Genomic DNA, 22,860 nt, shown 5'->3' with positions numbered 1-22,860 from the left:
AATGCTCCTGAGCATAAAAACTTGAAAAAACGAATATTATGAAAACGTTATCTAACATCTCGCCATTTATACTTTTACTGGTTCCAGTTTTTGTAGTCCTGTTGTTAACCTTTACAACCAGCATTAACAGCCCCCGTCAAAACGATGAAGCTTCTGTAAAACGCACAATAAATACCCGCGGTCCAGTGGTTAAGGTTGATGCCTTATTCTCCAAATAGTTATTTCCCTGGTATTGGTGTCACCATCAGGCTTTCATGCCCCAATGCGTCCACAGACTGCAAACCAAAGAAATAATTATCCTTCGAATACGGAAGGATAGCGGAAGTCTCTGTAAAAAAGAACTTCTTCTCCCACACAGGGCTGCTGGTTTCCCTGATCAACACATAATAACCAGAAGGCTGTACGCCTGCGGGTGCCTTCCACTTTAAAGCCGTCTTATTTGTCAGTTCTGTCGTTAATAAAAGAACTTCACCAGGCTCCTGAGGTGCCAATCCCAGATTTGCAAGTACGGCAAGATTCAATCGTGTGATCTTCTGCAAATAGGTATAATCTACATATTCCGGCAAATCTCCAATTTGAAATTCCTGCCCTTTTTTGATGTCCTGATGCTGGCGGTTAAAATTTTCATTCATTTCCGTTATCCGAACTGCTGTAAAACCCTGTAAAGAAAAGGGCGTATGATCTCCCCCTCTTAAAAAACGATCTCTCCTATAGATCAATTTTACCTGCAGCTGGTCTACATATTTTTCTCCTGTCTCTTTAATATATCTGGCCGCTTGTCTGGCAGCACCGTCATTTTCTGTTCCTGCAGATTGTCTGGCCAAAGCCTGTTCTTTGGTCTCTGCAGCGGGGATTCCTTCACTGAAAACCCGAACACTGCTGTTGTCTTTCAAATCGGTTTCCATACCATAGCTATTACCGATCATATCATTATTAAGCAACAGGTGGACCTTCCATCCTTCCTCTTTTACCCTCTTTGCCAAATGCGCGGCACCGTACAGCCCTTGTTCTTCACCCACCATGGCTACAAATACGATGGTCGCACGGAAACTGTTTTTGCTCATCACCCTGGCCAGCTCAAGTACACCGGCTACACCAGATGCATCGTCGTTAGCACCCGGAGCAATATCTTTTTTGTTCATCACATCCGTTACCCGGGAATCATAGTGTCCGCATACCATCAGCATACGCTTATCGGCTAGATCCGTGCCCGGTAAAATGGCCATTACATTTTTTAAGGTGGTGGGTTCGGGCACCCGTTTTCCATCTGCCGGCTGAACAAACTGATCATAACTGACCTTTAGCTTTCCCCCATTATCTTGATTATACCGTTCAAATTCTGATTTGATCCAGGTACGTGCAGCACCTATCCCTGTCGTTTTACTCAAGGTATCACTCAGTGTATGCCTGGTTTGAAAAGAAACCAGTTTTCTTATCGTTTGCTCCAGATGAGTTGCAGAAACCTGTTCCAGCATTCCTGAAATTACCGGATCACGGACAATGACACGCTGTGCAGACGCAGTATGGATGATCAACAGGAATAAAACACAATAGGCTAATTTCATAAGAATGGGGTTTAATCGTATCAGAAAGGTACAAATTATTCAAGGGAATTTTTTAAACTAAAGATTTAGTAATAAAAATTTGTATAACTAAATAATTAGTTATAGCTTTATATCACGCGTTACAAAAACTAAAAATACCCTGATTCATAAGAACATATGGAAATTAAAGATTTAACTAAAGCCGAGGAACAGATCATGCAGATCATTTGGCAAATTGAAAAAGGCTACGTAAAGGACGTCATTGACCTGCTCTCCATTCCCAAACCAGCTTACAACACAGTCTCGACCATCATCCGCATTCTGGAGACCAAAGGTTTTATAGGCCACCATGCCTTTGGAAAATCACATCAATACTATGCTTTGATCAGTAAGGAAGATTATAAACGCCATGCCACAGAAAAACTGATGGGCAGCTATTTCGAAAATTCCGTGGAAAGCATGTTTTCCTTTTTTGTTAAAGAGGAAAAAATTGACCTCAATGACGTAGATGAGATATTAAAAATGATCAACAACATTAAAAACAAACCGAAATGAACTGGGCTCATTATATCCTGCAAGTCAATCTTTACCTCGTGGTATTCTATGGCTTCTATAAACTGCTATTAGACAAAGAGACCTATTTCATGCTTAACCGCATGTATCTGCTGTCTGCAGGTCTGCTTTCGATATCTATTCCATTCTTAAGATTTGAATGGTTTGCCAGTCAAACGGTCAGCCACCCTATCTATATCAGTGCCTATCAGCTCAATTCCTATATCAGCGAATTTAACCAGGCGCCCCCTGATTCCTATGCGGTTTGGATCGGGAGCTTGATTGTCATGATTTATCTGGCAGGTGTGTTGTTCTTCACATCCAGACTGATTGCGCAACTCTTTAACGTATCTATATCCCTAAAGACAACAAAAAAAGGAACAGCATTTTCTTTCCTCAACAGGAAATCCATAGACCCAGACTTACCTAATGTAGACATCATTCATCAGCATGAGGATATCCATATTAAGCAATGGCATACCGCAGATGTTCTATTTTTTGAAGTATTGACTATACTCAACTGGTTCAATCCCATCCTTTATTTTTATAAACGCAGTATTCGAAACCTTCATGAATATCTGGCAGATGAGCAGGCGGCAAACTTCCAGGGGGATAAGGAAGAATACGCCATGCTCCTGCTGAGCAGCTCTTTCCAGGTTCCAAGAACTTCTCTGAACAATCATTTTTTCACTCAATCTCAACTTAAAAAAAGAATCACTATGCTTTACAAAGAAAAATCAAAGAAAAGAGCCGTACTGAAATATGGCCTTTTCCTACCCTTATTCGGATTGACACTAACCCTGTCGTCTGCAACACTTAGAACCAATGACAAAGTCGCCAGGCTTACAGAAGGTATTCCGTTAACCACTTCATTTTTTATGTCGGATGGCTTACTTGATCAGAATGGACAACCCAAACAGGATAAAGTTTACGATTTTGTCAGTACCGAAAAGCAACCCGAGTTTAAGGGTGGTATGAAGAAATTCTACGAATACCTACACAGTTCAATGAAATATCCCGAAGGTGCAGTAAAGAATAATATTCAAGGCAAAGTATTTCTATCCTTTATTGTAGAAAAAGACGGCGAGCTCACCAACATCCATGTCGATAGAAAATTAGGCTCCGGAACAGATGAAGAAGCCGTAAGAGTATTAAAAGAAAGTCCCAAATGGGAACCTGGAATAGTCAAAGGAAAACCGGTACGGGTAAAGTACAATATCCCAATCTCCTTTTCTTTAAGCAAATAGAAATCAGCTTCTTTAAAAAGGACGAAGCCCCAACCAATACGGCAGGGGCTTCGTTTAATATCCTTGTCTCGAGATATAAATTTATTAAACTTCTTCCTCAGAAACAAATTTTGCCGAATAAAAATCTCTGTTCATCCTGGCTATATTTTCTAATGATATTCCTTTAGGGCATTCTGCTTCGCAGGCTCCGGTATTGGTACAGTTACCAAAACCTTCCACATCCATTTGCGAAACCATGCTTTGAACACGACGGTAACGTTCTGGCTGTCCCTGAGGCAATTGCGCCAGTTGCGAGATTTTCGCCGAAACAAACAGCATTGCTGAAGCATTTTTGCAGGTAGCCACACAAGCGCCGCATCCGATGCAAGCAGCAGCCTCGAAAGCCGAATCTGCTTTTACTTTAGGAATTGGGAGGTTATTTGCATCCTGTGCATTTCCAGTATTCACAGAGATAAAACCTCCTGCTGCAATCACACGGTCGAATGCTGTACGATCTACCATTAAATCTTTGATCACCGGGAAAGCCTTTGCTCTCCATGGTTCCACAACGATGGTATCGCCATCTTTAAAGGAACGCATATGCAGCTGACAAGTGGTTACCCCTTGAAGCGGTCCGTGAGGCTGGCCATTGATAAACATAGAGCAAGCCCCACAAATACCTTCACGGCAATCATGGTCAAAAACAACTGGTTCTTCTCCCTTGTCAACAAGACCTTCGTTCAATACGTCAAACATTTCAAGGAATGACATATCAGGTGAAATATTAGATAATTTATAATCTACCAAACTACCTTTGGCAATGTTATTTTTTTGACGCCATACTTTCAGCGTTAAATTCATATTTCCTGTACTCATGGTATTGGGATTTTTTACCTATTTATAACTTCTTTGTGCAACCTTAATATTTTCGAACTTCAGCTCTTCTTTATGAAGTTCAAAAGTTACATCACCTTTGTATTCCCATGCAGAAACATAAGCATAGTTCACATCATCTCTTAAAGCTTCGCCTTCTTCTGTCTGGTATTCTTCTCTGAAGTGACCGCCGCAAGACTCATTTCTGTTCAATGCATCCATACACATCAGCTCACCCAGTTCAATAAAATCGGCTACCCGGCCTGCTTTCTCCAGTTCCGGATTCAGCTCATTGGCATCACCAGGAACACGCAGATCAGACCAGAATTCTTTGCGCAATTGCTGGATTTCCTCGATACCTTTTTTCAAACCTTCCGCATTGCGGGCCATCCCACATCTTTCCCACATGATCTTACCTAATTTCTTGTGGAAATGGTCTACAGATTTAGTTCCTTTTATGGCAAAGAATTTATCAATAATACCTTTTGCACTCGCCTCAGCCTCAACAAAAGCCGGGTGATCTTGTGGAATTGGTTTTGTAGCAAGTTCTTTTGATAAGTAAGCACCAATGGTGTAAGGAATCACAAAATAACCATCAGCCAAACCTTGCATCAGAGCCGAAGCACCTAAACGATTTGCACCATGATCAGAGAAATTGGCCTCACCCAAAGCATATAAGCCCGGTACAGTGGTCATCAGGTTATAATCTACCCATAAACCACCCATGGTATAGTGAACTGCAGGATAAATACGCATTGGAAGCTCGTATGGATCCTCTCCGGTAATCTGCTTGTACATATCAAACAAGTTACCATATTTCTCCTTGATCACTTCCCTTCCCAGTCTCATACAGGTTTCTTTATCTGGATTATGAATATTATGCTTATTGGCTTCTATCTTTCCATAACGTTCTGTATTCGCCTTAAAGTCAAGATAAACCGCTAATTTAGAAGCACCCACACCATAACCAGCATCACATCTTTCTTTGGCCGCACGGGAAGCCACATCACGCGGCACCAGGTTACCAAAAGCAGGATACCTGCGCTCTAAATAATAATCTCTTTCATCTTCTGGGATCTCCGAAGCTTTGCGGGGATCGTCTTTTTTCTTAGGTACCCAGATTCGTCCATCATTACGTAACGACTCAGACATCAGCGTCAGTTTAGACTGGTGATCTCCGGAAACCGGGATACAAGTAGGGTGAATCTGCGTATAACAAGGATTACCAAAGAAAGCACCTTTTTTATGCGCTTTCCAGGCTGCTGTAACGTTACTACCCATTGCATTGGTAGAAAGATAAAATACGTTACCGTAACCACCACTACAAAGTAATACCGCATGACCTGAATGGCGTTGCAATTCTCCGCTAATTAAATCACGGGCAATAATACCTCGTGCTTTACCGTCAACCACCACCACTTCCAGCATTTCGTGACGGGTAAACATTTCTACTTTACCCATTCCAATCTGGCGCTCTAAGGCACTATAAGCACCTAAAAGCAATTGCTGACCAGTTTGACCCGCAGCGTAAAAAGTTCTTTGTACCTGTGTACCTCCAAAGGAACGGTTGTCTAATAAGCCACCGTACTCTCTGGCCAATGGCACACCTTGTGCCACGCACTGGTCTATAATGTTCGCACTTACTTCCGCTAAACGGTGTACGTTTGCTTCGCGGGCGCGGTAATCACCACCTTTAATGGTATCATAGAATAAACGGTAAGTACTATCTCCATCATTCTGATAGTTTTTTGCTGCATTGATACCACCCTGAGCCGCAATAGAGTGCGCTCTGCGGGGCGAATCCTGGAAACAAAAGCATTTTACCTTATATCCCATTTCAGCCAGGGTAGCCGCAGCCGAAGCGCCTGCCAGCCCTGATCCTACCACGATGATCTCTATACTCCTTTTATTGGCTGGATTTACCAAAGGCATAGAAGAACGTAACTTAGTCCATTTTTCGGTTAATTCACCTTCTGGTATATGAGCATTTAATTCTGCCATGTTATTTTAAGCTTATACGTTCAAAAATTAATTAATAAAACCTGCATAGATTGCAATTGGCATTAAAGCGAAAAGCAATGCAATGATGATAGAATACCATACACCCACGCCTTTAATAAGCGGCGTATATTTCTTATGGTTCCATCCCAAAGTTTGAAATGCAGAGGAAAAACCGTGTAATAAGTGATAAGCAAGGGAAAACATTGCCAGCACATACAATACAACGATCCAGATATTTTTAAAAGTTTCCTTCATCACAGCAAACAGATCTTCATGCCCATTCGCATCTGTTGTAGGAATACCGGTAAACCGGGATACGACCCAAAAATTAGACAAATGCACAATTAAAAAGATCAGCAACAAGGTGCCCAGTAAGCCCATAGAGCGGGAATACCATTTACTGTTTGCATTACCGTTACTTACTGCATATTTTACCGGACGCGCAGCCTGGTTCTGGAAAGTTAAACGTGCACCCTGAACAATGTGTGCAATAAGCCCTACAAACAGGACAATCTCTCCAGCCCTGATCAGCCAGTTGGTGGCCATAAAATGTGCCCCAATATTAAAGGTAAGTCCACCGTCATTAATAAAGATCAGTGCATTGATAAAGCAATGCACTATTAAAAATAAAACCAAGAACAGGCCGGTAATGCCCATTATTAATTTTTTTCCGATAGAGGAGGAAAAAGCGTTTCCGAAACTAGCCATTTGATTTGTTTTTTTATAATTCTATTCCTGCAAAAGTATTTAATAAATGAATTAAATTGGTAATTCCAAGCACAAATCGACTATTTAGAAACGTTCTAAGATGACATAAGGATGATAAATAAAAAAGGGGAGCTCAGATAAAGCTCCCCTTTTGCTTAAAAAATTTTAAGGCTTAGAACGCAATCGTAAATTTACCATTGTCTCCAATGCCTGAGATGGTGGTTCTTCCATTTCTGGAAGTAGGCAGGGCCTCTTCTACTTCTTTTGCACTATTCACTGGTTTACCATTGATAGAAGTGATCAGCGTACCTCTTGCAATATCAAAAGAATCGAATGCTTTTCCTTCTTCTACATTAGTGACCATCACACCGCTTCTTACACCATATTTTGCTTTTAATCCTGCAGGTGCTGGTGAAAAGGAAGCGCCCAATTTAGAAATGCTTGCTCCGGTAGATTTGGTGCCATTGGCTTTAGCCACAACACCTACACTCTTATCACCTCTTAAAGTAACACTCATATCTCTCAGCTGACCATCTCTTAAAATCGTCAGATTAACTTTATCACCAGGACTCAGACGTCCTATTTTTTCCTGAAGATCAGGAGAATCGTAGATCACATTACCTTCTACTTTTTTAATGATGTCACCCGGTTTAATTCCCGCAGCCGCACCACCGCCATCAGGCATCACATCGCTCACATATAAGCCATCAATATCTTTAACTTTCAAACGTTCGGCCTGATCAGCATCAAGTGGCGTAAAAGTAACGCCGATATAACCGCGTTTTACCGCACCATACTTTTTAAAATCCTCCAGGATTTTTTTAGCCAGGTTTACCGGAATCGCAAAACCATAACCTTCATTTGTTCCTGTTTGAGAAGCAATAGCAGCATTAATACCGATCAATTCACCATTTGCATTGACCAAAGCACCACCGCTGTTTCCTGGATTAATGGCTGCATCGGTCTGAATATAAGATTCAATGCTGCTGTTGGCTGGTCTTTTACCAGTCTTTTGATATTGTTCATATTCTTCTTCAGTTGGCTGCTGATTTCTGGCCAGAATTCCAATAGATCTCGATTTAGCACTTACAATACCTGCGGTTACTGTGGTTTGCAGATCCAATGGGAAACCTACGGCCAATACCCATTCCCCAACCTGTACATTATCTGAATTCCCCATCTTTACCACTGGCAAATCTGTAGCCTCAACTTTAATCAAAGCCAGATCTGTATTTGGATCAGCACCAATTACCTTGGCGATTACTTTTTTCCTGTTCGACAGAACCACTTCAACTTTCTCTGCATTTTCTACCACGTGATTATTGGTTACAATATATCCATCAGGTGTTAAGATTACCCCAGATCCAGATGCTGCCCTTGGAGCACGGGATCTACCCCCGCCACCAAAAAACTGCTCCATCATATCCATTGGAGAAGAACCCCCGCTATTATTTGAACTGTTAAATGTTGTTCTGATGTGCACTACCGCCGGCGAAACTGCCGCTGCTGCCTGCACAAAATCTACTGCCCCTGCTGAAGAAATCTTAATTGGGTTACTTGCAAAAAGCACCTTTTGTTTTTCTTCAATAGACATTCCATCCTGACCGCGCTCTAAAAATCTATAGGCGCCAATTGCCGCAGCACCACCTACCAATGCCGCTAAAACTATTAATCCTATCTTTTTCATTTGTTCTGTATGTTTATGGTGTATATCAATTATTATATCTGTTTTACAACATCACTAATCCGGTTTTAATGGCTGTAAATGAGTGAAATAATTATTTTTATATTCCTATGTTCAAATTTAATACCATATGCACGATATTTGTATCTGCTCAGCATCATTATTTAGTTAAAAAATGTTAAATAGGGAGCAAATAAAATAAATGAACATTCCATTCTATAAATACCAGGGCGCCGGCAACGACTTCATTCTGATCGACAACAGAAAAAAAGAATACAACCAACTGAATTATAAAGATATAGAAAAAATATGTGATCGACGATTTGGAGTTGGCGGTGATGGATTAATGTTGCTGCAGGAACATTCTGGCTATGATTTTGAGATGCTCTATTTTAATGCTGATGGCAGGCCGGGAAGCATGTGCGGTAACGGTGGGCGTTGCATTGTTGCTTTTGCCAAATTTCTGGGCATTATCGACACAAAAACTGACTTTTTGGCTGTAGACGGCCCGCATCACGCCAAAATTACAGCCGAAGGCAATTGGGTAGATCTGCAGATGATCGATGTGAACCACATCAGCCAGGATGGTGAAGCCTATGTATTGAACACAGGTTCCCCTCACTATGTAGAGCAGGTTACTGACCTGGAAAGGCTGGATGTATATCTGGAAGGAAAATCCATCCGGAACAATGAAACCTACAAAGAACAGGGCATCAATGTGAATTTCATAGAAGACAAAGGCGACCATCTCTTCGTAAGAACCTTCGAAAGAGGGGTTGAAGATGAAACTTATGCTTGCGGAACAGGTGTTACCGCTGTTGCTTTATCTATGGCGAAACATAAAGGCCAGAGTGGCCACATCAGCACACCAGTCAAAGTATTGGGCGGAAAGCTCCGGATTGAATTTGATTATGACGGAGATGCCTTCACCGATATTTTTCTTTGCGGACCAGCAGAGCAGGTCTTTGCTGGAACAATCAAGCTTTAATCTCCCTCGGCAAGATGCGCAGCGATGCCAATTTTGATCTCGCCAAAACTGTATTCTCTGCCAAGACGATCCCTGATAGGGTTCATTTGTAAGGTCTTAAGGTCGCGGATAGCTTCCAGAATCTTTTGAAGTTTTTTAGCTCCTATAATCTCTTTTGCGGAGATTTCCTGCCTCGCAATATAGTGGGCCAGATGACCTTCTATGGTGCCAAGCGCCATTTTTCTTTCTGAAGCTATTTCCTGTACCGTTTTGCCTTCTTTCAACAACTGGAGAGACAGTTCCTTTGTATCTACTTTTGGAACTTTTTCTTTAGCTTCCGTTTTCTTTGTTTTCGATGTCTTGCTTTTTTTGGCCGTAAAATCCAATGTATTAGGCATTGCGAATACCTTTTTCATTTCAAATTCGCGATTGGCCTCATCCAGCAGTTCATTGACATCCTTTTTGGTAAATTCCTCTCCCCTGATCGTCGCTTTTAGAAGCGCAGTAGCCTTCCTGATGTTTTTATATTGTTCATAGAACAGAGACTCCATCTCCAGTAGTTCTGTTAGAAAAGCAACCACCTGCTTATCCTGTTTAACCAGCTCCATGCGGTCAAAAATATTCTTTGACATCCGCTGAAGCAAAGGATTAAAGTAATTCTCTGCAGCAATTGTACGGTCCAGCAGCAAATTCAAACCAGCTTCAGTCTTATCCGCGCAAAGCCGCTGTATCTGCACCAAAAACTTGCTGGCATTCACTTTTTGCTCACTGAGTTCCTTCAACAATTGCTGGGCCCATTTAAAATGCTTTTGTTTCGCCGACTTATTCAGGTCTTTGGTATAGGAATGAACATGTTCATAAACATAATTATCAAGGCTCGTTAAATCAAAACACTTTAGAAGATAGCGCTGCAAAAACACTTCACTCTCCGATTTAATCTGATCGCCAAGCACTGCCCCGTCGGCCTTATTTTTAGAAAAAAGAGAAACATTTGGATCCTGGCGGATACCCGTTGAAGGAAGTGGAGAGGTAAGTACCAAGCCATCCAGAGACCGGAGCCTGGACAAGGCCACATATATCTGACCTGGAGCAAAAGCATTACCAATATCGACAATTGCCTTATCAAAGGTCAAACCCTGGCTCTTATGCACGGTAATTGCCCAAGCCAGCTTGATCGGATACTGTATAAACTTTCCGATCACCTCTTCCTTAATTTCGTGAGTTACTTTATCAGTGGTATATCTGATGTTCTTCCAGGTATATTTTTCTAGTTTGATCCGCTCTCTCTCTCCTTCGGTTTCTACTTCAACAGCGTCGGCAGCCAACGACACCACTGTAGCAATTTTCCCATTAAAGAATCTTTTTTCCGGCGAAGGATCATTCTTGATAAACATGATTTGTGCACCTACTTTCAATTCGAGACTCTGCTCTGCCGGATAGGAGGACTCACTGAATTCATCTTCAATGGCTGATTTATAGAAATAAGACGGAGATTTCAACGCATCCAGGCTCTGCCTGTTCAAAGCATCCGCCCTTTGATTGTGCGTAGTCAGGGTAATGTATTTTTCTGTAACAGGGGGATTGAAATTCTCTTTATAATGCTGTTGTAGCAGGGCCACATCTGCAGCAGTAGTCGCATTATTCCTCAGATTATTCAAGAGGTTGATAAAAACCTCATCTGCTTGCCTGTATACCTTTTCCAATTCTATATAAATAGGCGGATGGTGCAGCAATGCATGGGCATCAAAAAAATAAGGACTTTGATAAAAGGTACTTAGCAATGGCCATTCGTTGGATTTCACCACCGGAGGCAACTGATGCAAATCACCAATAAAAAGTACCTGTACGCCTCCAAAACTTGAATTATCTCTTCGTATATAACGAAGCACCATATCTATGGCATCCAGAAGATCTGCCCGCAACATACTGACCTCATCAATGATCAGCAATTCCAGATCCGTAAAGATCCGGCGTTTGGTACTATTCATTTGCAGATGGCGGACAATCGATTTAGGCGTGTTGTAATGTTGATTTCCCTCCACTTCTCCTGCCACTGGCTGCTTGGGCAGGTAAGCCCCAAAGGGAAGCTGGAAAAGGGAGTGTATGGTTACCCCTGCTGCGTTAATCGCCGCAATTCCTGTTGGCGCTACAATAACCGCCCTTTTATGGGTCAGCTCAATTAAATTCCTCAGAAAAGTAGTTTTACCAGTACCAGCCTTTCCGGTAAGAAAAATGTGTCTGGAAGTATAATTGATAAATTTAGCAGCAAGCTCAGCAGGATTCGTTTCAGCCATGAAACAAAGATAGCAAGATTTTGATTAATCTATTAAAAAATTAATTAACCAACAGCTTATATCCTTTACCATGAACATTCAAAATCTCCACCTTTGGATCTTCCCGCAGGTATTTACGCAGTTTACTTAAAAACACATCCATACTCCGTCCGTTAAAATAATTATCATCGTGCCAGATGCTCAGTAAAGCTTCTTCACGGGTCAGTACAGAATTCTTCTTTAAACAAAGCAATTGCAGGAGTTCCGCCTCCTTGGTCGACAGTTTCTGTTGCTGTCCGTTAAACCAGATGAGCTGTGTAGTATAATCAAACACATAATTCCCAATTTCAAACTGGGTTTGCTGAGGTTCCTTCTCATCAGATTCCCTTGCAGTTGATACCCGTTTCAATAAAGCATTGATGCGAAGCAGCAATTCTTCTATTCTAAATGGCTTGGTAATGTAATCATCTCCTCCCAGGTCGTAAGCAGAGGCTTTATCTTCCATCATAGCTTTGGCAGTTGCAAAAATAATAGGCACATGCTGATTGATCTTTCTGATCTCCTTACCTAACGTAAAACCATCTTTTTTAGGCATCATTACATCGAGGATACAAAGATCAAAGCTCTGCTTATGAAATGCACGCAAACCTTCGTCCCCGTCAACACACAACACAACATCAAACTTACCTTTTAACTGCAGATAATCCTGTAAGAGCAAGCCCAGGTTCGGATCATCTTCCACAAGTAGAATTTTTTTGAGCATATATAAAGATATTTAAATTAATGGTAAAGTTATTTCAAAAACGGTGCCTTTGTCTTTTTCACTTTGCACTTTAATATTTCCACCCAGCTGGGTAACTATATCCTGCACATAATTCAAACCCAGACCAAAGCCTTTTACATCATGCAGGTTTCCGGTTGGAACCCGGTAAAACTGATCAAAAATCCGCTTGGTCTGATCTTTCGTCATCCCAATCCCATGATCGGTAATTTGAATCAAGAGATTTCGCGGAGTATTCTTCGTTATAATTTCAATTACAGGACTTTCCATACTGTACTTATTTGCGTTGTCGATCAGGTTATAGATCACATTGGAAAGGTGTAATTCATCTCCCTCAACTACCGGATGCGCCGCATCCAGATTGAGGATCAGTGTTGCATTTCTTTTCTGCAGCTGCAGGCTCATACTATCCGCCACCGCAGCAATCAGATCATTCATATTGACCTCTGTTTTTTCAAAGTGGAGCTCATTTTTTTCCAGCCTAGCGATACTCAGCACCCGCTCGATATGGTTGCCTAAACGGACATTTTCATCATAAATAATTCCCGCAAGCCGTTTAATACGGCTTTTGTCTTCTACAATCTCCGGATCTTTAAGCGCCTCACTGGCAATCATAATTGTTGCCACCGGAGTTTTAAACTCATGCGTCATGTTGTTGATGAAATCCGTTTTCATCTCTGAGATTTTCTTTTGCCTTAATATGGCGTAAAGCGTATAAGAAAAAATAAAAATCAGGACCAGCAACAATCCACCCGAGGAGGCAAGGGTAACCCCCATATTGCTAAAAATGGCCTCACTTTTATTCGGAAAACTAACATACAGCATTCCGGGATCTCTTAAAATATCATTGCTAAATAAAGTTGTCTGATAGGTATTGGACGGTAAAACCTCTGCTGCTGCATTGGAGACTTTCTTATACAGCAAGGAATCCCTATTGACCAGTTTCACCCAAAAATCGTAAGGAAGGTCAATATTATTATTAACCAGTTCTCTTTTAATAAGGGTATCCAGAACATCTTTTGAAATTCTTTGGGTAATCGGAACATCTCCCCTTTCCATTTCCTTTGCTGTTTCCTCTACCAAATTAAAATTACTGGAACTGAACAATGGAATGGTATCTGCTTTCAATTGCTTCATTTCCCGCTCATAACGCCTTTTTGCCAGTGTATCATCCCTGTTAAACCGCAAGGCAACGTCACCATCAACCGTAGCGACAGACACTTTTAGGGGTTTTCCATCCAGCTTATTATAAACCAGGTAGCGAATACTATCCGGAAGCTTATAAGGGCGCATGCTAAATGTTCTTGCCCTGGAAAGCATAAATGTCTTTCTAACATTGCCACCAACAACATTCAAATCTGAATCAAAAGCGACACTTACATCGACATTTAAAGGTGTGGTCGACTGACTGCTCAAAGCAATATAATCGGCCTCTGAAATAATGGTCGGATTTAAATATACCGCCCTGATGATGCTGTCCTGAAGATTCAGGTCATCAATGATCATGCGCTGTTGTTCAAACTTACGCTTGCGTTCCCCCTCCTTATAACGTTCCTCCAGACTAGCAATCGTCTTTTCCTTATCACGCTGCTCTTTTTCTCTCTTCAATCTCCAGTCAAAATCCTTCCGTGTAATCAGCGTGGCCGCGTTCCTCCGCTGTACCTTGTTCACCACAGCAGTTAAAGCCTGGTTAACATTCTGTTTAAACACCTCAGAATTTAGTTCATAGGCCTGCCTGATGTAATATAACTGCATTACAACCACACCTACCAGCGCAATAGTCATCAGCGCGGTAATCAGCCAAAAGCTCCTTTTCTTCATGATCTATTCAAAATTAACGAAGCATGAACAGAAAGCTGTGTTTTTAACACTTTTTAACTTAAAGGCTTAGCCTTTCCAGACCTTATTCACGCATTGTTTTCAAGGCTCTTGTCCAGCGAAGCAACTCCTTCAGCATATTATCTGCAGCAATTAAGGAGATCTCGCCCGGCACAAATTCATTCTGCTCGTTAATCAGTTTCGCAAAAAATGGAATAAACACGGCATCTGCCAGAGGAACGATCTTTAAGGTGGCAAGATCTCCCTTTAAACTGTTTGCCGCCCGCGTACCAGCGGAGATACCTCCATAACTAACTATACCAGCCGCTTTATATGCCCATTCCTTTTGAAGATATTCCAACGCGTTTCTCAATGGAGCCGGATACCCGAAATTATATTCCCCGGTCACAAAAATAAAGGCATCCGCACTGTTAATTTTAGCACTCCAGTCTTTGGTATGCTGATGCTGATATTTCTGAAGCGAGGGATGATTGGGCTCATCCATCATCGGAAGTTTTACCTCCCCAAGATCCAGCAGTTCCACTTCAAACTCCTCATTTCGGCGGGCAATATCCGCTATCCATTTAGCGATTACCGGACCTTTCCTCCCAGGCCGTACAGTAGCAGATATAATTTTCAGCTTATACATCATTCCTTATTTTTAAATTATAACATCTGCTGGCCACATCTTGTTTAGTGATTTAATTACATTTGAGGTTATGAACCAGATTCAACAAGAAATGCGTCCGGCAGGATTAAGCTTTATTTTCATTACTCTTTTGATTGATGTAATAGGTCTAGCCATTATTATACCTGTTTTCCCTAAGCTCATTGAAGGCCTCATTCACGGAAATGTTAGCGATGCATCCAGGATTTCCGGCCTGCTGCTGGTGGCCTATGCTGTCATGCAGTTTCTTTGTGCACCCCTGGTTGGAAACTTAAGTGATAAATATGGCCGCAGGCCTGTACTCCTTTTTTCTTTACTCGGATTCGGGATCGATTACCTGTTCCTTGCTTTTGCGCCCACGATTGGCTGGCTGTTTGTAGGCCGGATCATTGCGGGGATCACCGGTGCCAGTTTTACTACAGCTTCAGCTTATATTGCAGATGTCAGTACACCTGAAAAACGTGCCCAAAACTTTGGAATGATCGGCGTGGCTTTTGGTCTTGGTTTTATCCTTGGCCCTGTGATCGGGGGTATTCTGGGAAAAATAGATACCCATTATCCCTTTTATGCCGCAGCAGCCCTCGCTTTTATCAATGCGCTATATGGCTTCTTCATCCTTCCGGAGTCTTTATCTAAAGAACACCGCCGCCCACTGGACTGGAAACGATGTAATCCTTTGGGTACTTTGATACAACTCAGGAAATACCCGTCCGTGATCAACTTATCGGTATGTCTGTTCGTTGTGTATTTTGCCGGGCATGCCGTGCAAAGTGTATGGACCTTTTACACCATGCAAAAATTCAAATGGAGTGAGGATCTGGTGGGCTATTCTTTGGGCTTCATCGGACTTATGATCGCTATTGTACAGGGCGGCCTGATCCGGATTGCGATCCCCAAACTTGGGCAAGAACGCAGCATCTGGATTGGCCTCACACTCTATGCCATAGGCATGGTCCTTTTTGGCCTTGCCAACAAGAGCTGGATGATGTTTGCCTATATGGTACCCTATGCTTTAGGTGGTATTGCCGGTCCGGCGCTGCAAGGTATTATGACCAATCAGGTTCCCGCAAACGAACAGGGAGAACTTCAAGGGGGCTTAACCAGCTTAATGAGCCTGAGCTCTATTTTCGGCCCCTGGTTTATGACCTATATCTTTTATTACTTTACCAACGCCAACGCTCCGATCTATTTACCAGGCGCACCTTATTTTGTTGGTGCGGCACTGATGTTGCTGAGCGCTTTTCTGGCGATAAGAAGTTTCAAAACAGCCTGACCCGGATTTTTTTCAAATGAACAATTTTCCTGTTAAGTTGGTTAGGATTGAAACAAATCTGGCAACTGTCTCAAGGCTGCGCCTGATTAGGCCCCTGAAAAAGGGGCAAATCAGCCAAGGCCTTTCAACAGCAGCCAAATTTGTTTCTGGATCCCACGCCTAGCCGGATGAACTGCACAAAACTCCTAAAAGTCCAGGTTTGGGCTTATTCTTTATAAATCCGCTAGACCTATAAACCTATTTTCTTTCTTCAATTTGCTCTGCATCCTGCCCAGTCACCCCCCTCCCTCTGCAATTTGCTACGGAAAATTCTCGTACACTGCGGAAAGACCTCAGAGATCTGCGGGCTCCTTCAGCCCGCCTGATATCGTTAGTCTTGAAGCAGCTGTACAGAATTTTCCGACCAATTCACCCTCCTAAAACCCCTTAAAAAAAGCCATAAAAAAAAGCACCGGGATAAATCCCGGCGCTCCTAGTTCAAAATTGTTTCCTTAAAAAAGATCTTTAAAATGGCAGGTCATCTTCCTCACCAGGTGCACTGTTTAAATCTACAGGCGGAGCATATTCTGGAGTAGCGGCAGCAGCATTGTTCAATGCATTGATACGCCATACTACTAAACTGTTAAAATAAGAAACTTTACCGGTTTTATCCGTCCACGGGCGACCGCGTAAATTGAAGGCAACCTCTACATTGTCACCAACTTTCAAACTATCAAATAATGCAGTTTTATCTTGCAAAGCCTCAAATCTGATATATTCCGGATAAGTAGGGTTTTCAGCGTACTCTATGATCAGATCACGTTTTTTAAAAGTCTCACTCACTTGCTGTAATGCACCGATTTCGTGCACTTTTCCTTTTAATTCCATAACAAATACTCTTATATTCTACTTTCAAGTTCAAATCTCTATATTTTTATTGATAACTTCGCACAATAAATTATGCAAGTTTTCCACACAAAGAATAAGGTTATCGTAACCTGCAACAAAAGACTGTCTTCCTATCTGGCGGAAGAAGTTAAAGACCTGGGATACACCATTATCAGGGAATTCCCTACCGGTGTAGAGCTAAATATCACCTTAACAGAGTGTATAAAACTCAACCTCAACCTGCGTTGCGCCAGCCAGATTTTATACTGTTTAAACAGCTTCAAGGCCAATAATCCAGAAGAACTATACCAACAGCTGGTCGAAATGCCATGGGAAGAACTCATTGATTTTTCCGGTTATTTCTCGGTAACCTCTAATGTGGATAACCCAACCATTACAACCCCATTATTTGCCAACCTGAAAGTAAAAGATGCGATTGTCGATCGCTTCCGGGCAAAGAAAAACATCCGGCCAAATTCTGGTTCCGATGCCAATAAAACCGTAGTTCATTTATACTGGAAAGACAGCGAGGCCGACATTTTTCTGGATACCTCCGGAGAAACCCTGGCCAAACACGGTTACCGCAAAATACCAGGAAAAGCACCCATGCTGGAAGCCCTGGCTGCAAGTACCATATTGAGTACAAAATGGGACAGAAAATCACCTTTTGTAAACCCAATGTGCGGTTCCGGTACCCTGGCCATTGAAGCAGCCCTGATCGCAACCAACAGACGTCCGGGCCTGTTCAGAATGAATTATGGCTTTATGCACATCCTCGGTTACGACGAAGAAGTCTTCTTTGCCGAAAGAAGAATACTTAAAGACCAGGTGATCAAGAATATTGACCTTAACATTATCGCTACTGATATTTCTGAGGATGCCGTAGACGTAAGCCGCAGAAATGCAAAAACTGCTGGTGTAGATACCTTAATTACCTTTGAAGTTTGCGACTTTGCAGATACCCAGGTACCTGAAGGCGGCAGGGGCATTGTAGTCTTTAATCCGGAATACGGAGAGCGCCTAGGAGAACATTCTAAACTGGAAGCCACCTATAAGCGAATGGGCGACTTTATGAAACAGCACTGCAAAGGCTATTCTGGCTATATCTTCACCGGAAATCCGGACCTGGCAAAGAGGATCGGGCTGAAAGCCTCACGTAAAATCGAATTCTATAATGGAAAACTGGACTGCCGGATGCTGGAATATGAATTGTATGACGGAAGCAGAAGACCGGAGCATGAAAGACCAGTAAAAAATTAGACCCTGATCCATCTGATGAGCAACATAGAGATCATTAACAAAACCATCGATTTTGTAAAAGAAACCCTGGCCGGTGCAGAAGCCGGGCACGACTGGTTCCATATTGAAAGGGTCTACAAAACGGCTCAGCACATCAATAAACAGGAACAGGGTGATGAGCTGATCGTTGCCTTAGCCGCACTTCTCCATGACATAGCGGATAGCAAATTTAATGGTGGAGATGAAGAAATCGGACCAGAAATGGCCGGCAACTTTCTGAAAGGCCTGGAACTTGACGCTATAGTTATTGAACAGGTACGGCAAATCATCAAAAATCTCAGCTTTAAAGCCAGCTTTGGAAAACTGACCTTTCAATCCAAAGAACTGGACATTGTACAGGATGCAGATCGTCTGGATGCCATTGGAGCCATAGGTATCGCACGTGCTTTTACTTATGGGGGCTTTAAGAACAGGGTTTTATATGACCCTGAAATTGAGGTCAATCTGCATATGAGCAAAGAGCAATATAAAAACACCACAGCCCCCACCATCAACCATTTTTATGAGAAATTGCTGTTGCTTAAAGACCTGATGAAAACCCCAACCGGGAAACAAATGGCAGAAAACAGGCATCAATTTATGCTCAGTTACCTGGATCAGTTCTACGCCGAGTGGGAAGGTATTAAATAATAATACTATTTTTTTTAGTAAAAACACTATCTTTGTTTAACAAAGCCTGGTGTATGTCTGAACGAATTAGAGAGAAGTTAAGCATCCTTGCCGATGCTGCTAAATATGATGTTTCCTGCTCATCCAGCGGAAGCAAAAGAAAAAATGACAACAAGGGCCTTGGCAATGGCCACAACTCAGGCATCTGTCACACCTATACTGAAGACGGGCGCTGTGTTTCTCTTCTAAAGATTCTACTCACCAATCATTGCATTTTTGATTGTGCCTATTGTGTCTCCCGCAAAAGCAACGATATTGAAAGGGCAGCGTTTACCGTCGATGAAGTGGTCCAATTGACGATGAATTTCTACCGCAGGAATTATATCGAGGGCTTATTTTTAAGTTCAGGAATCTTTAAAAATGCAGACTTCACTATGGAACGGCTATTAAAAGTCGTCAAAAAGCTTCGGCTCGAAGAAAGGTATAACGGGTATATTCACCTAAAGACCATTCCCGGAGCAAGTGAAGAATTGGTTAGGGAAGCAGGAATGTATGTTGACAGAATGAGCATTAACCTGGAAATGCCTACCGAGGCGGGTCTTAAATTACTGGCCCCCGACAAAAGTCATCAAGAAGTGATCAAGCCGCTCGGTGATGTGCAAAGACAAATTATTCAATTTAAAGAAGAAAAGAAAGTCATTAAAAGCGTTCCGCAGTTTGTTCCTGCAGGACAGAGCACACAAATGGTGATCGGGGCAACCCCGGAAACAGACAAAGACATTATGCATACCGCAGCCGAATTCTATAAGAACTTCTCCCTGAGAAGGGTCTATTATTCAGGCTACATTCCCATCAGTACAGACAACAGACTTCCCTTATTGGGAACACAACCACCGCTGATCCGGGAAAACCGTCTTTACCAAACCGACTGGCTGATGCGGTTCTATGGTTTTCATGTCAATGAACTTTTAAATGACGCCAATCCACACCTCGATGTAGATATAGACCCTAAACTCAGTTGGGCATTACGTAACCTCCAGTTCTTCCCGGTAGATATCAATATTGCTTCTTACCAAATGATCCTTCGCATTCCAGGGATTGGAGTAAGTTCTGCAAGAAAAATTGTACAGGCAAGAAAGTTTGGAAGACTGCGGATAGATCAATTAAAAAAAATTGGTGTATCCTATAACAGGGCAAAGTATTTCATCACCTGCACAGACAGTCCCCCTATGTTCAGAGACTATCAGGCTACGCAAATCAAATCTTTTATCCTGGCAGAAAGCCAAAGCAAATATTTGAAAAACGACATTCAGCAATTGAATCTATTTTAATTTCCAGAGCAATGATCTACGTTTTTGACGGTTCTTTGGAGGGATTACTGACCGCAGTGTTCGAATACCATGAGCGGCGGCCTTCTAACCTTATCTTAACCACAACCGAATGCTACCAGCCTGATGTCTTTACCGCGGCATACAGGATCGACAACGATCCCGTGAAAGCAGATCGTGTATGGAAAGCTTTGCACAGAAAACTTCCAGCCAAATGGCTCCGCAGATTTTACTGTGCCTATTTATCAGAAATACCTGAAGCTTTTAGAGATCTTTTTGAATTTTGCCGGTACATTTTCAGCAACCCTTCCGATGCAGCACAAAATTATGGCAACCCTCATGTGCTGGCGGTTGCCGGCTACGCTAAGAAAGTAGAAAGAGAAAAGCACCGGATGGAAGCGTTTATCCGTTTTCAGCAGAGTTCGGATGGATTGTTCTATTGTGGAATAGACCCTGATTTTAATGTTATACCGCTCATCATTAAACATTTTAAAGATCGTTATGCCGATCAGACCTGGGTTATCTATGATTATAAACGGCACTATGGCATTTATTATAATCTGGATAAAGTAGAAGAAATCAATTTAAATCAGGAAGAGGAGAAGAATCTAAAGCTACAAAGAAACAAGATTGCTTCAGAACAAGAGCCTTTATATGCCGCACTCTGGAAAGATTATTTTAAAAGCACCAATATAAAAGCCCGTAAAAACACAAAATTGCATGTGCGCCATGTTCCAAGACGGTATTGGAAATACCTGACAGAAAAAGAATAAGCCGACAGTAAGAATACTGCCGGCTTACAGAGCGTGGTTGATATAGGTTACTTAACGATCCATGGCGCAAGGTTGATGTCATCAACTCCTCCATACTGCCTTGTGACTGCAATATTCAGTTGGTCTCCGTTCGTTGTCCTGTCGACGGTAGGGTATTGAAATCTTAATGGGATTCTACCGCTGTTACCTGTTCCAGGTCCTGTCAGAAAGTTCGGAACACCAGTACGGCGATACTGATTATAGGCCTCAAATCCAGAATTCCGGAAAAAAGCCAGGTATTTCTGCGTCAGGATTTGATTTAACCCATCTGTATTGTTACCTGCATATTTAACTGCCGACTGCGTATAATAATCATTTTCGAAAGAGAAACTGATGGTGAAACTATCATAATCGCCCGCTTTCCCATCCTTCTTTGCGAAGTATACGGAATTAGCCCCTTCTTTTATACCATAAAACCCCATAGATGCCTGGATTCCCTTTTTATACCAGGACGCGGCATCCCCAGTGGCCCAGCCCCGGTTGATCCCTTCCGCTATATTAAAGCAAAGCTCAGGATAACTGATAATGAATGTGTTTTCGGCTGTATAACCGCTGTAATACCGATAACGGCCAATCAACGAATACATCCCCTTTTGGACCTTATCCAGCATGACACCCTGATCTTCACCAGAACTCGCTCCAACAAAATTCCTGAAATCCGTCAATACATAATTATGTTCTTTGGCAATGCCCCAGGCTGGTTCCGCGACCATATAAGCTCTGGGATCATGAAGCGTTGACAGTGTATTTAAATAGGTGGCCGCCATGTTATACCGCAAAGCATCATTACCCAGGTTGTCTTTATTATTTGGATATTTATTCGCGCTTTCGTTATATACATACTGCAGGTTATCTGACATACTTTCCATAAGTGGATACTTTGCAGGATTGGACAGTATGGCGGCGAACTGCTGCTTCAATTGCAAATCGGCATCATCCACCTTCTTGCTTAACTGCAAAAGTGTTCTCAAATGGAAGCTATTGACCACTTTCTGCCAGGCAGGTAGGCTGTTCTTTAAATAAAAATCTCCTCTGAGTTCCGTATTTCCAGCAGTGATCAATCCGTTCAAATCATTATTAGATTCTTCCAGCCAGCCGAGCGATTGCTTAAAGATATCTTTTTGAAGGTCATATTTTGGCGTAAGATTGGCCGATCCTTTCAGTGCCTCTGTCATAGGAAGATCTCCCACTTTCAAACTCATTCTCACAAAGAAATAAGCCTTAAAGAATTTAGCCAGGGCCAGATAAGGTTTTGCTACTACTCCGCCCAGTCTGTTCGCCTCCTCTTCCATTTTTACAATGTTTTTTACTGTTGGATAATCCAGGCTTGCTCCGGTCCAGTCATAGTTGTTGGTGTTATAATAGAAATAATTCGCCGCAGTATACTGTCCCCATCTTTCAGAGCCTCCAAATGGCGCTTCATACATTTCATTAATGATCCCTGTAAAGATCAGGTCAGGCGGCACATGCTCTGCCTGGTTTGGATTTTTGAATTTATCTTCAAATTCTTTTTTACAACCGCTGGCCATAACCAGGGTGATGAAAAGAAAAACAATACTATATATTTTCTTCATGATC

General features: G+C 42.1%; 20 protein-coding genes. 9 read left to right on the top strand and 11 right to left on the bottom strand.

Features of this window, described 5'->3' with window-relative positions; translation table 11 throughout:
- Positions 1-38: 38 nt before the first annotated feature.
- Entirely contained in the window at positions 39-218 is a 180-nt protein-coding gene (locus tag R2S08_RS24085; protein ID WP_316837525.1) for a hypothetical protein, read from the top strand.
- Here R2S08_RS24085 and R2S08_RS24080 read toward each other — a convergent pair whose 3' ends face one another.
- A complete protein-coding gene (locus R2S08_RS24080; protein ID WP_316837524.1) occupies positions 219-1,565 on the bottom strand; it encodes a M20/M25/M40 family metallo-hydrolase in 1,347 nt (448 codons plus the stop codon).
- A 156-nt stretch (positions 1,566-1,721) separates the two neighbouring features.
- Between R2S08_RS24080 and R2S08_RS24075 the strand changes: the two genes are divergently transcribed.
- Both R2S08_RS24075 and R2S08_RS24070 read left to right on the top strand, forming a co-directional pair.
- Positions 1,722-2,099 (top strand): BlaI/MecI/CopY family transcriptional regulator, encoded by a 378-nt coding sequence (locus R2S08_RS24075; RefSeq protein WP_316837523.1) that lies wholly within the window; start codon positions 1,722-1,724, stop codon positions 2,097-2,099.
- On the top strand, positions 2,096-3,343 hold the full coding sequence (locus tag R2S08_RS24070; protein WP_316837522.1) for a M56 family metallopeptidase: 1,248 nt from the start codon (positions 2,096-2,098) through the stop codon (positions 3,341-3,343). Before R2S08_RS24075 ends, R2S08_RS24070 begins: the two co-directional genes overlap by 4 nt.
- A gap of 84 nt (positions 3,344-3,427) precedes the next feature.
- Here R2S08_RS24070 and R2S08_RS24065 read toward each other — a convergent pair whose 3' ends face one another.
- The 4 genes from R2S08_RS24065 to R2S08_RS24050 form a co-directional block, all read right to left on the bottom strand.
- The gene (locus R2S08_RS24065; RefSeq protein ID WP_316837521.1) at positions 3,428-4,198 is read right to left on the bottom strand and encodes a succinate dehydrogenase/fumarate reductase iron-sulfur subunit; all 771 of its coding nucleotides are present in this window, start codon (positions 4,196-4,198) and stop codon (positions 3,428-3,430) included.
- 18 nt (positions 4,199-4,216) lie between these two features.
- Positions 4,217-6,196: a fumarate reductase/succinate dehydrogenase flavoprotein subunit gene (locus R2S08_RS24060; RefSeq protein ID WP_133783659.1), complete on the bottom strand. Its 1,980-nt coding sequence runs from the start codon at positions 6,194-6,196 to the stop codon at positions 4,217-4,219.
- 27 nt (positions 6,197-6,223) lie between these two features.
- Positions 6,224-6,904 (bottom strand): succinate dehydrogenase cytochrome b subunit, encoded by a 681-nt coding sequence (locus R2S08_RS24055; RefSeq protein WP_133783661.1) that lies wholly within the window; start codon positions 6,902-6,904, stop codon positions 6,224-6,226.
- 172 nt (positions 6,905-7,076) lie between these two features.
- On the bottom strand, positions 7,077-8,591 hold the full coding sequence (locus tag R2S08_RS24050; protein ID WP_316837520.1) for a trypsin-like peptidase domain-containing protein: 1,515 nt from the start codon (positions 8,589-8,591) through the stop codon (positions 7,077-7,079).
- 199 nt (positions 8,592-8,790) lie between these two features.
- Here R2S08_RS24050 and dapF point away from each other — a divergent pair, with 199 nt between their 5' ends.
- Positions 8,791-9,576 (top strand): diaminopimelate epimerase, encoded by a 786-nt coding sequence (dapF, locus tag R2S08_RS24045; protein ID WP_316837519.1) that lies wholly within the window; start codon positions 8,791-8,793, stop codon positions 9,574-9,576.
- Here the strand turns inward: dapF and R2S08_RS24040 are convergent.
- From R2S08_RS24040 to R2S08_RS24025, 4 genes are all read right to left on the bottom strand, one after another.
- Positions 9,573-11,849, bottom strand: a complete 2,277-nt coding sequence (locus R2S08_RS24040) for a helix-turn-helix domain-containing protein (RefSeq protein ID WP_316837518.1) — start codon at positions 11,847-11,849, stop codon at positions 9,573-9,575. The two genes, dapF and R2S08_RS24040, sit on opposite strands and share 4 nt — an antisense overlap.
- Before the next feature lie 40 nt (positions 11,850-11,889).
- Positions 11,890-12,591, bottom strand: coding sequence for a response regulator transcription factor (locus R2S08_RS24035; RefSeq protein WP_133783669.1), 702 nt, complete (start codon positions 12,589-12,591; stop codon positions 11,890-11,892).
- Positions 12,592-12,603: 12 nt separating this feature from the next.
- Positions 12,604-14,430: a HAMP domain-containing sensor histidine kinase gene (locus R2S08_RS24030; RefSeq protein WP_316837517.1), complete on the bottom strand. Its 1,827-nt coding sequence runs from the start codon at positions 14,428-14,430 to the stop codon at positions 12,604-12,606.
- Between the two features lie 82 nt (positions 14,431-14,512).
- Positions 14,513-15,079, bottom strand: coding sequence for an NAD(P)H-dependent oxidoreductase (locus R2S08_RS24025; protein WP_316837516.1), 567 nt, complete (start codon positions 15,077-15,079; stop codon positions 14,513-14,515).
- Positions 15,080-15,146: 67 nt separating this feature from the next.
- Here R2S08_RS24025 and R2S08_RS24020 point away from each other — a divergent pair, with 67 nt between their 5' ends.
- Positions 15,147-16,367, top strand: a complete 1,221-nt coding sequence (locus tag R2S08_RS24020; protein WP_316837515.1) for a TCR/Tet family MFS transporter — start codon at positions 15,147-15,149, stop codon at positions 16,365-16,367.
- A gap of 504 nt (positions 16,368-16,871) precedes the next feature.
- On the opposite strand, the gene R2S08_RS24015 is transcribed toward R2S08_RS24020, so the two are convergent.
- On the bottom strand, positions 16,872-17,234 hold the full coding sequence (locus tag R2S08_RS24015; RefSeq protein ID WP_108553847.1) for a DUF3127 domain-containing protein: 363 nt from the start codon (positions 17,232-17,234) through the stop codon (positions 16,872-16,874).
- A gap of 72 nt (positions 17,235-17,306) precedes the next feature.
- Here R2S08_RS24015 and R2S08_RS24010 point away from each other — a divergent pair, with 72 nt between their 5' ends.
- Genes R2S08_RS24010 through R2S08_RS23995 form a run of 4 tightly spaced genes read left to right on the top strand, consistent with a single transcriptional unit; the run spans position 17,307 to position 21,243 of the window.
- Positions 17,307-18,494: a class I SAM-dependent RNA methyltransferase gene (locus tag R2S08_RS24010; protein ID WP_316837514.1), complete on the top strand. Its 1,188-nt coding sequence runs from the start codon at positions 17,307-17,309 to the stop codon at positions 18,492-18,494.
- Between the two features lie 15 nt (positions 18,495-18,509).
- The gene (locus tag R2S08_RS24005; protein WP_316837513.1) at positions 18,510-19,163 is read left to right on the top strand and encodes an HD domain-containing protein; all 654 of its coding nucleotides are present in this window, start codon (positions 18,510-18,512) and stop codon (positions 19,161-19,163) included.
- A 53-nt stretch (positions 19,164-19,216) separates the two neighbouring features.
- A complete protein-coding gene (locus R2S08_RS24000) occupies positions 19,217-20,473 on the top strand; it encodes a putative DNA modification/repair radical SAM protein (RefSeq protein WP_316837512.1) in 1,257 nt (418 codons plus the stop codon).
- A gap of 11 nt (positions 20,474-20,484) precedes the next feature.
- Positions 20,485-21,243 carry a TIGR03915 family putative DNA repair protein gene (locus tag R2S08_RS23995; RefSeq protein WP_316837511.1) on the top strand — a complete coding sequence of 253 codons (759 nt, stop codon included), beginning with the start codon at positions 20,485-20,487 and terminating at the stop codon, positions 21,241-21,243.
- 47 nt (positions 21,244-21,290) lie between these two features.
- On the opposite strand, the gene R2S08_RS23990 is transcribed toward R2S08_RS23995, so the two are convergent.
- Positions 21,291-22,856, bottom strand: coding sequence for a SusD/RagB family nutrient-binding outer membrane lipoprotein (locus tag R2S08_RS23990; protein ID WP_316837510.1), 1,566 nt, complete (start codon positions 22,854-22,856; stop codon positions 21,291-21,293).
- Positions 22,857-22,860 lie beyond the last annotated feature (4 nt).

This window comes from Pedobacter nutrimenti (assembly GCF_032678445.1).
GTDB classification, from domain to species: Bacteria; Bacteroidota; Bacteroidia; order Sphingobacteriales; family Sphingobacteriaceae; genus Pedobacter; species Pedobacter nutrimenti_A.
Note: the sequence above shows the minus strand (reverse complement) of the source record. Positions and strands in the feature narration are given on the sequence as shown.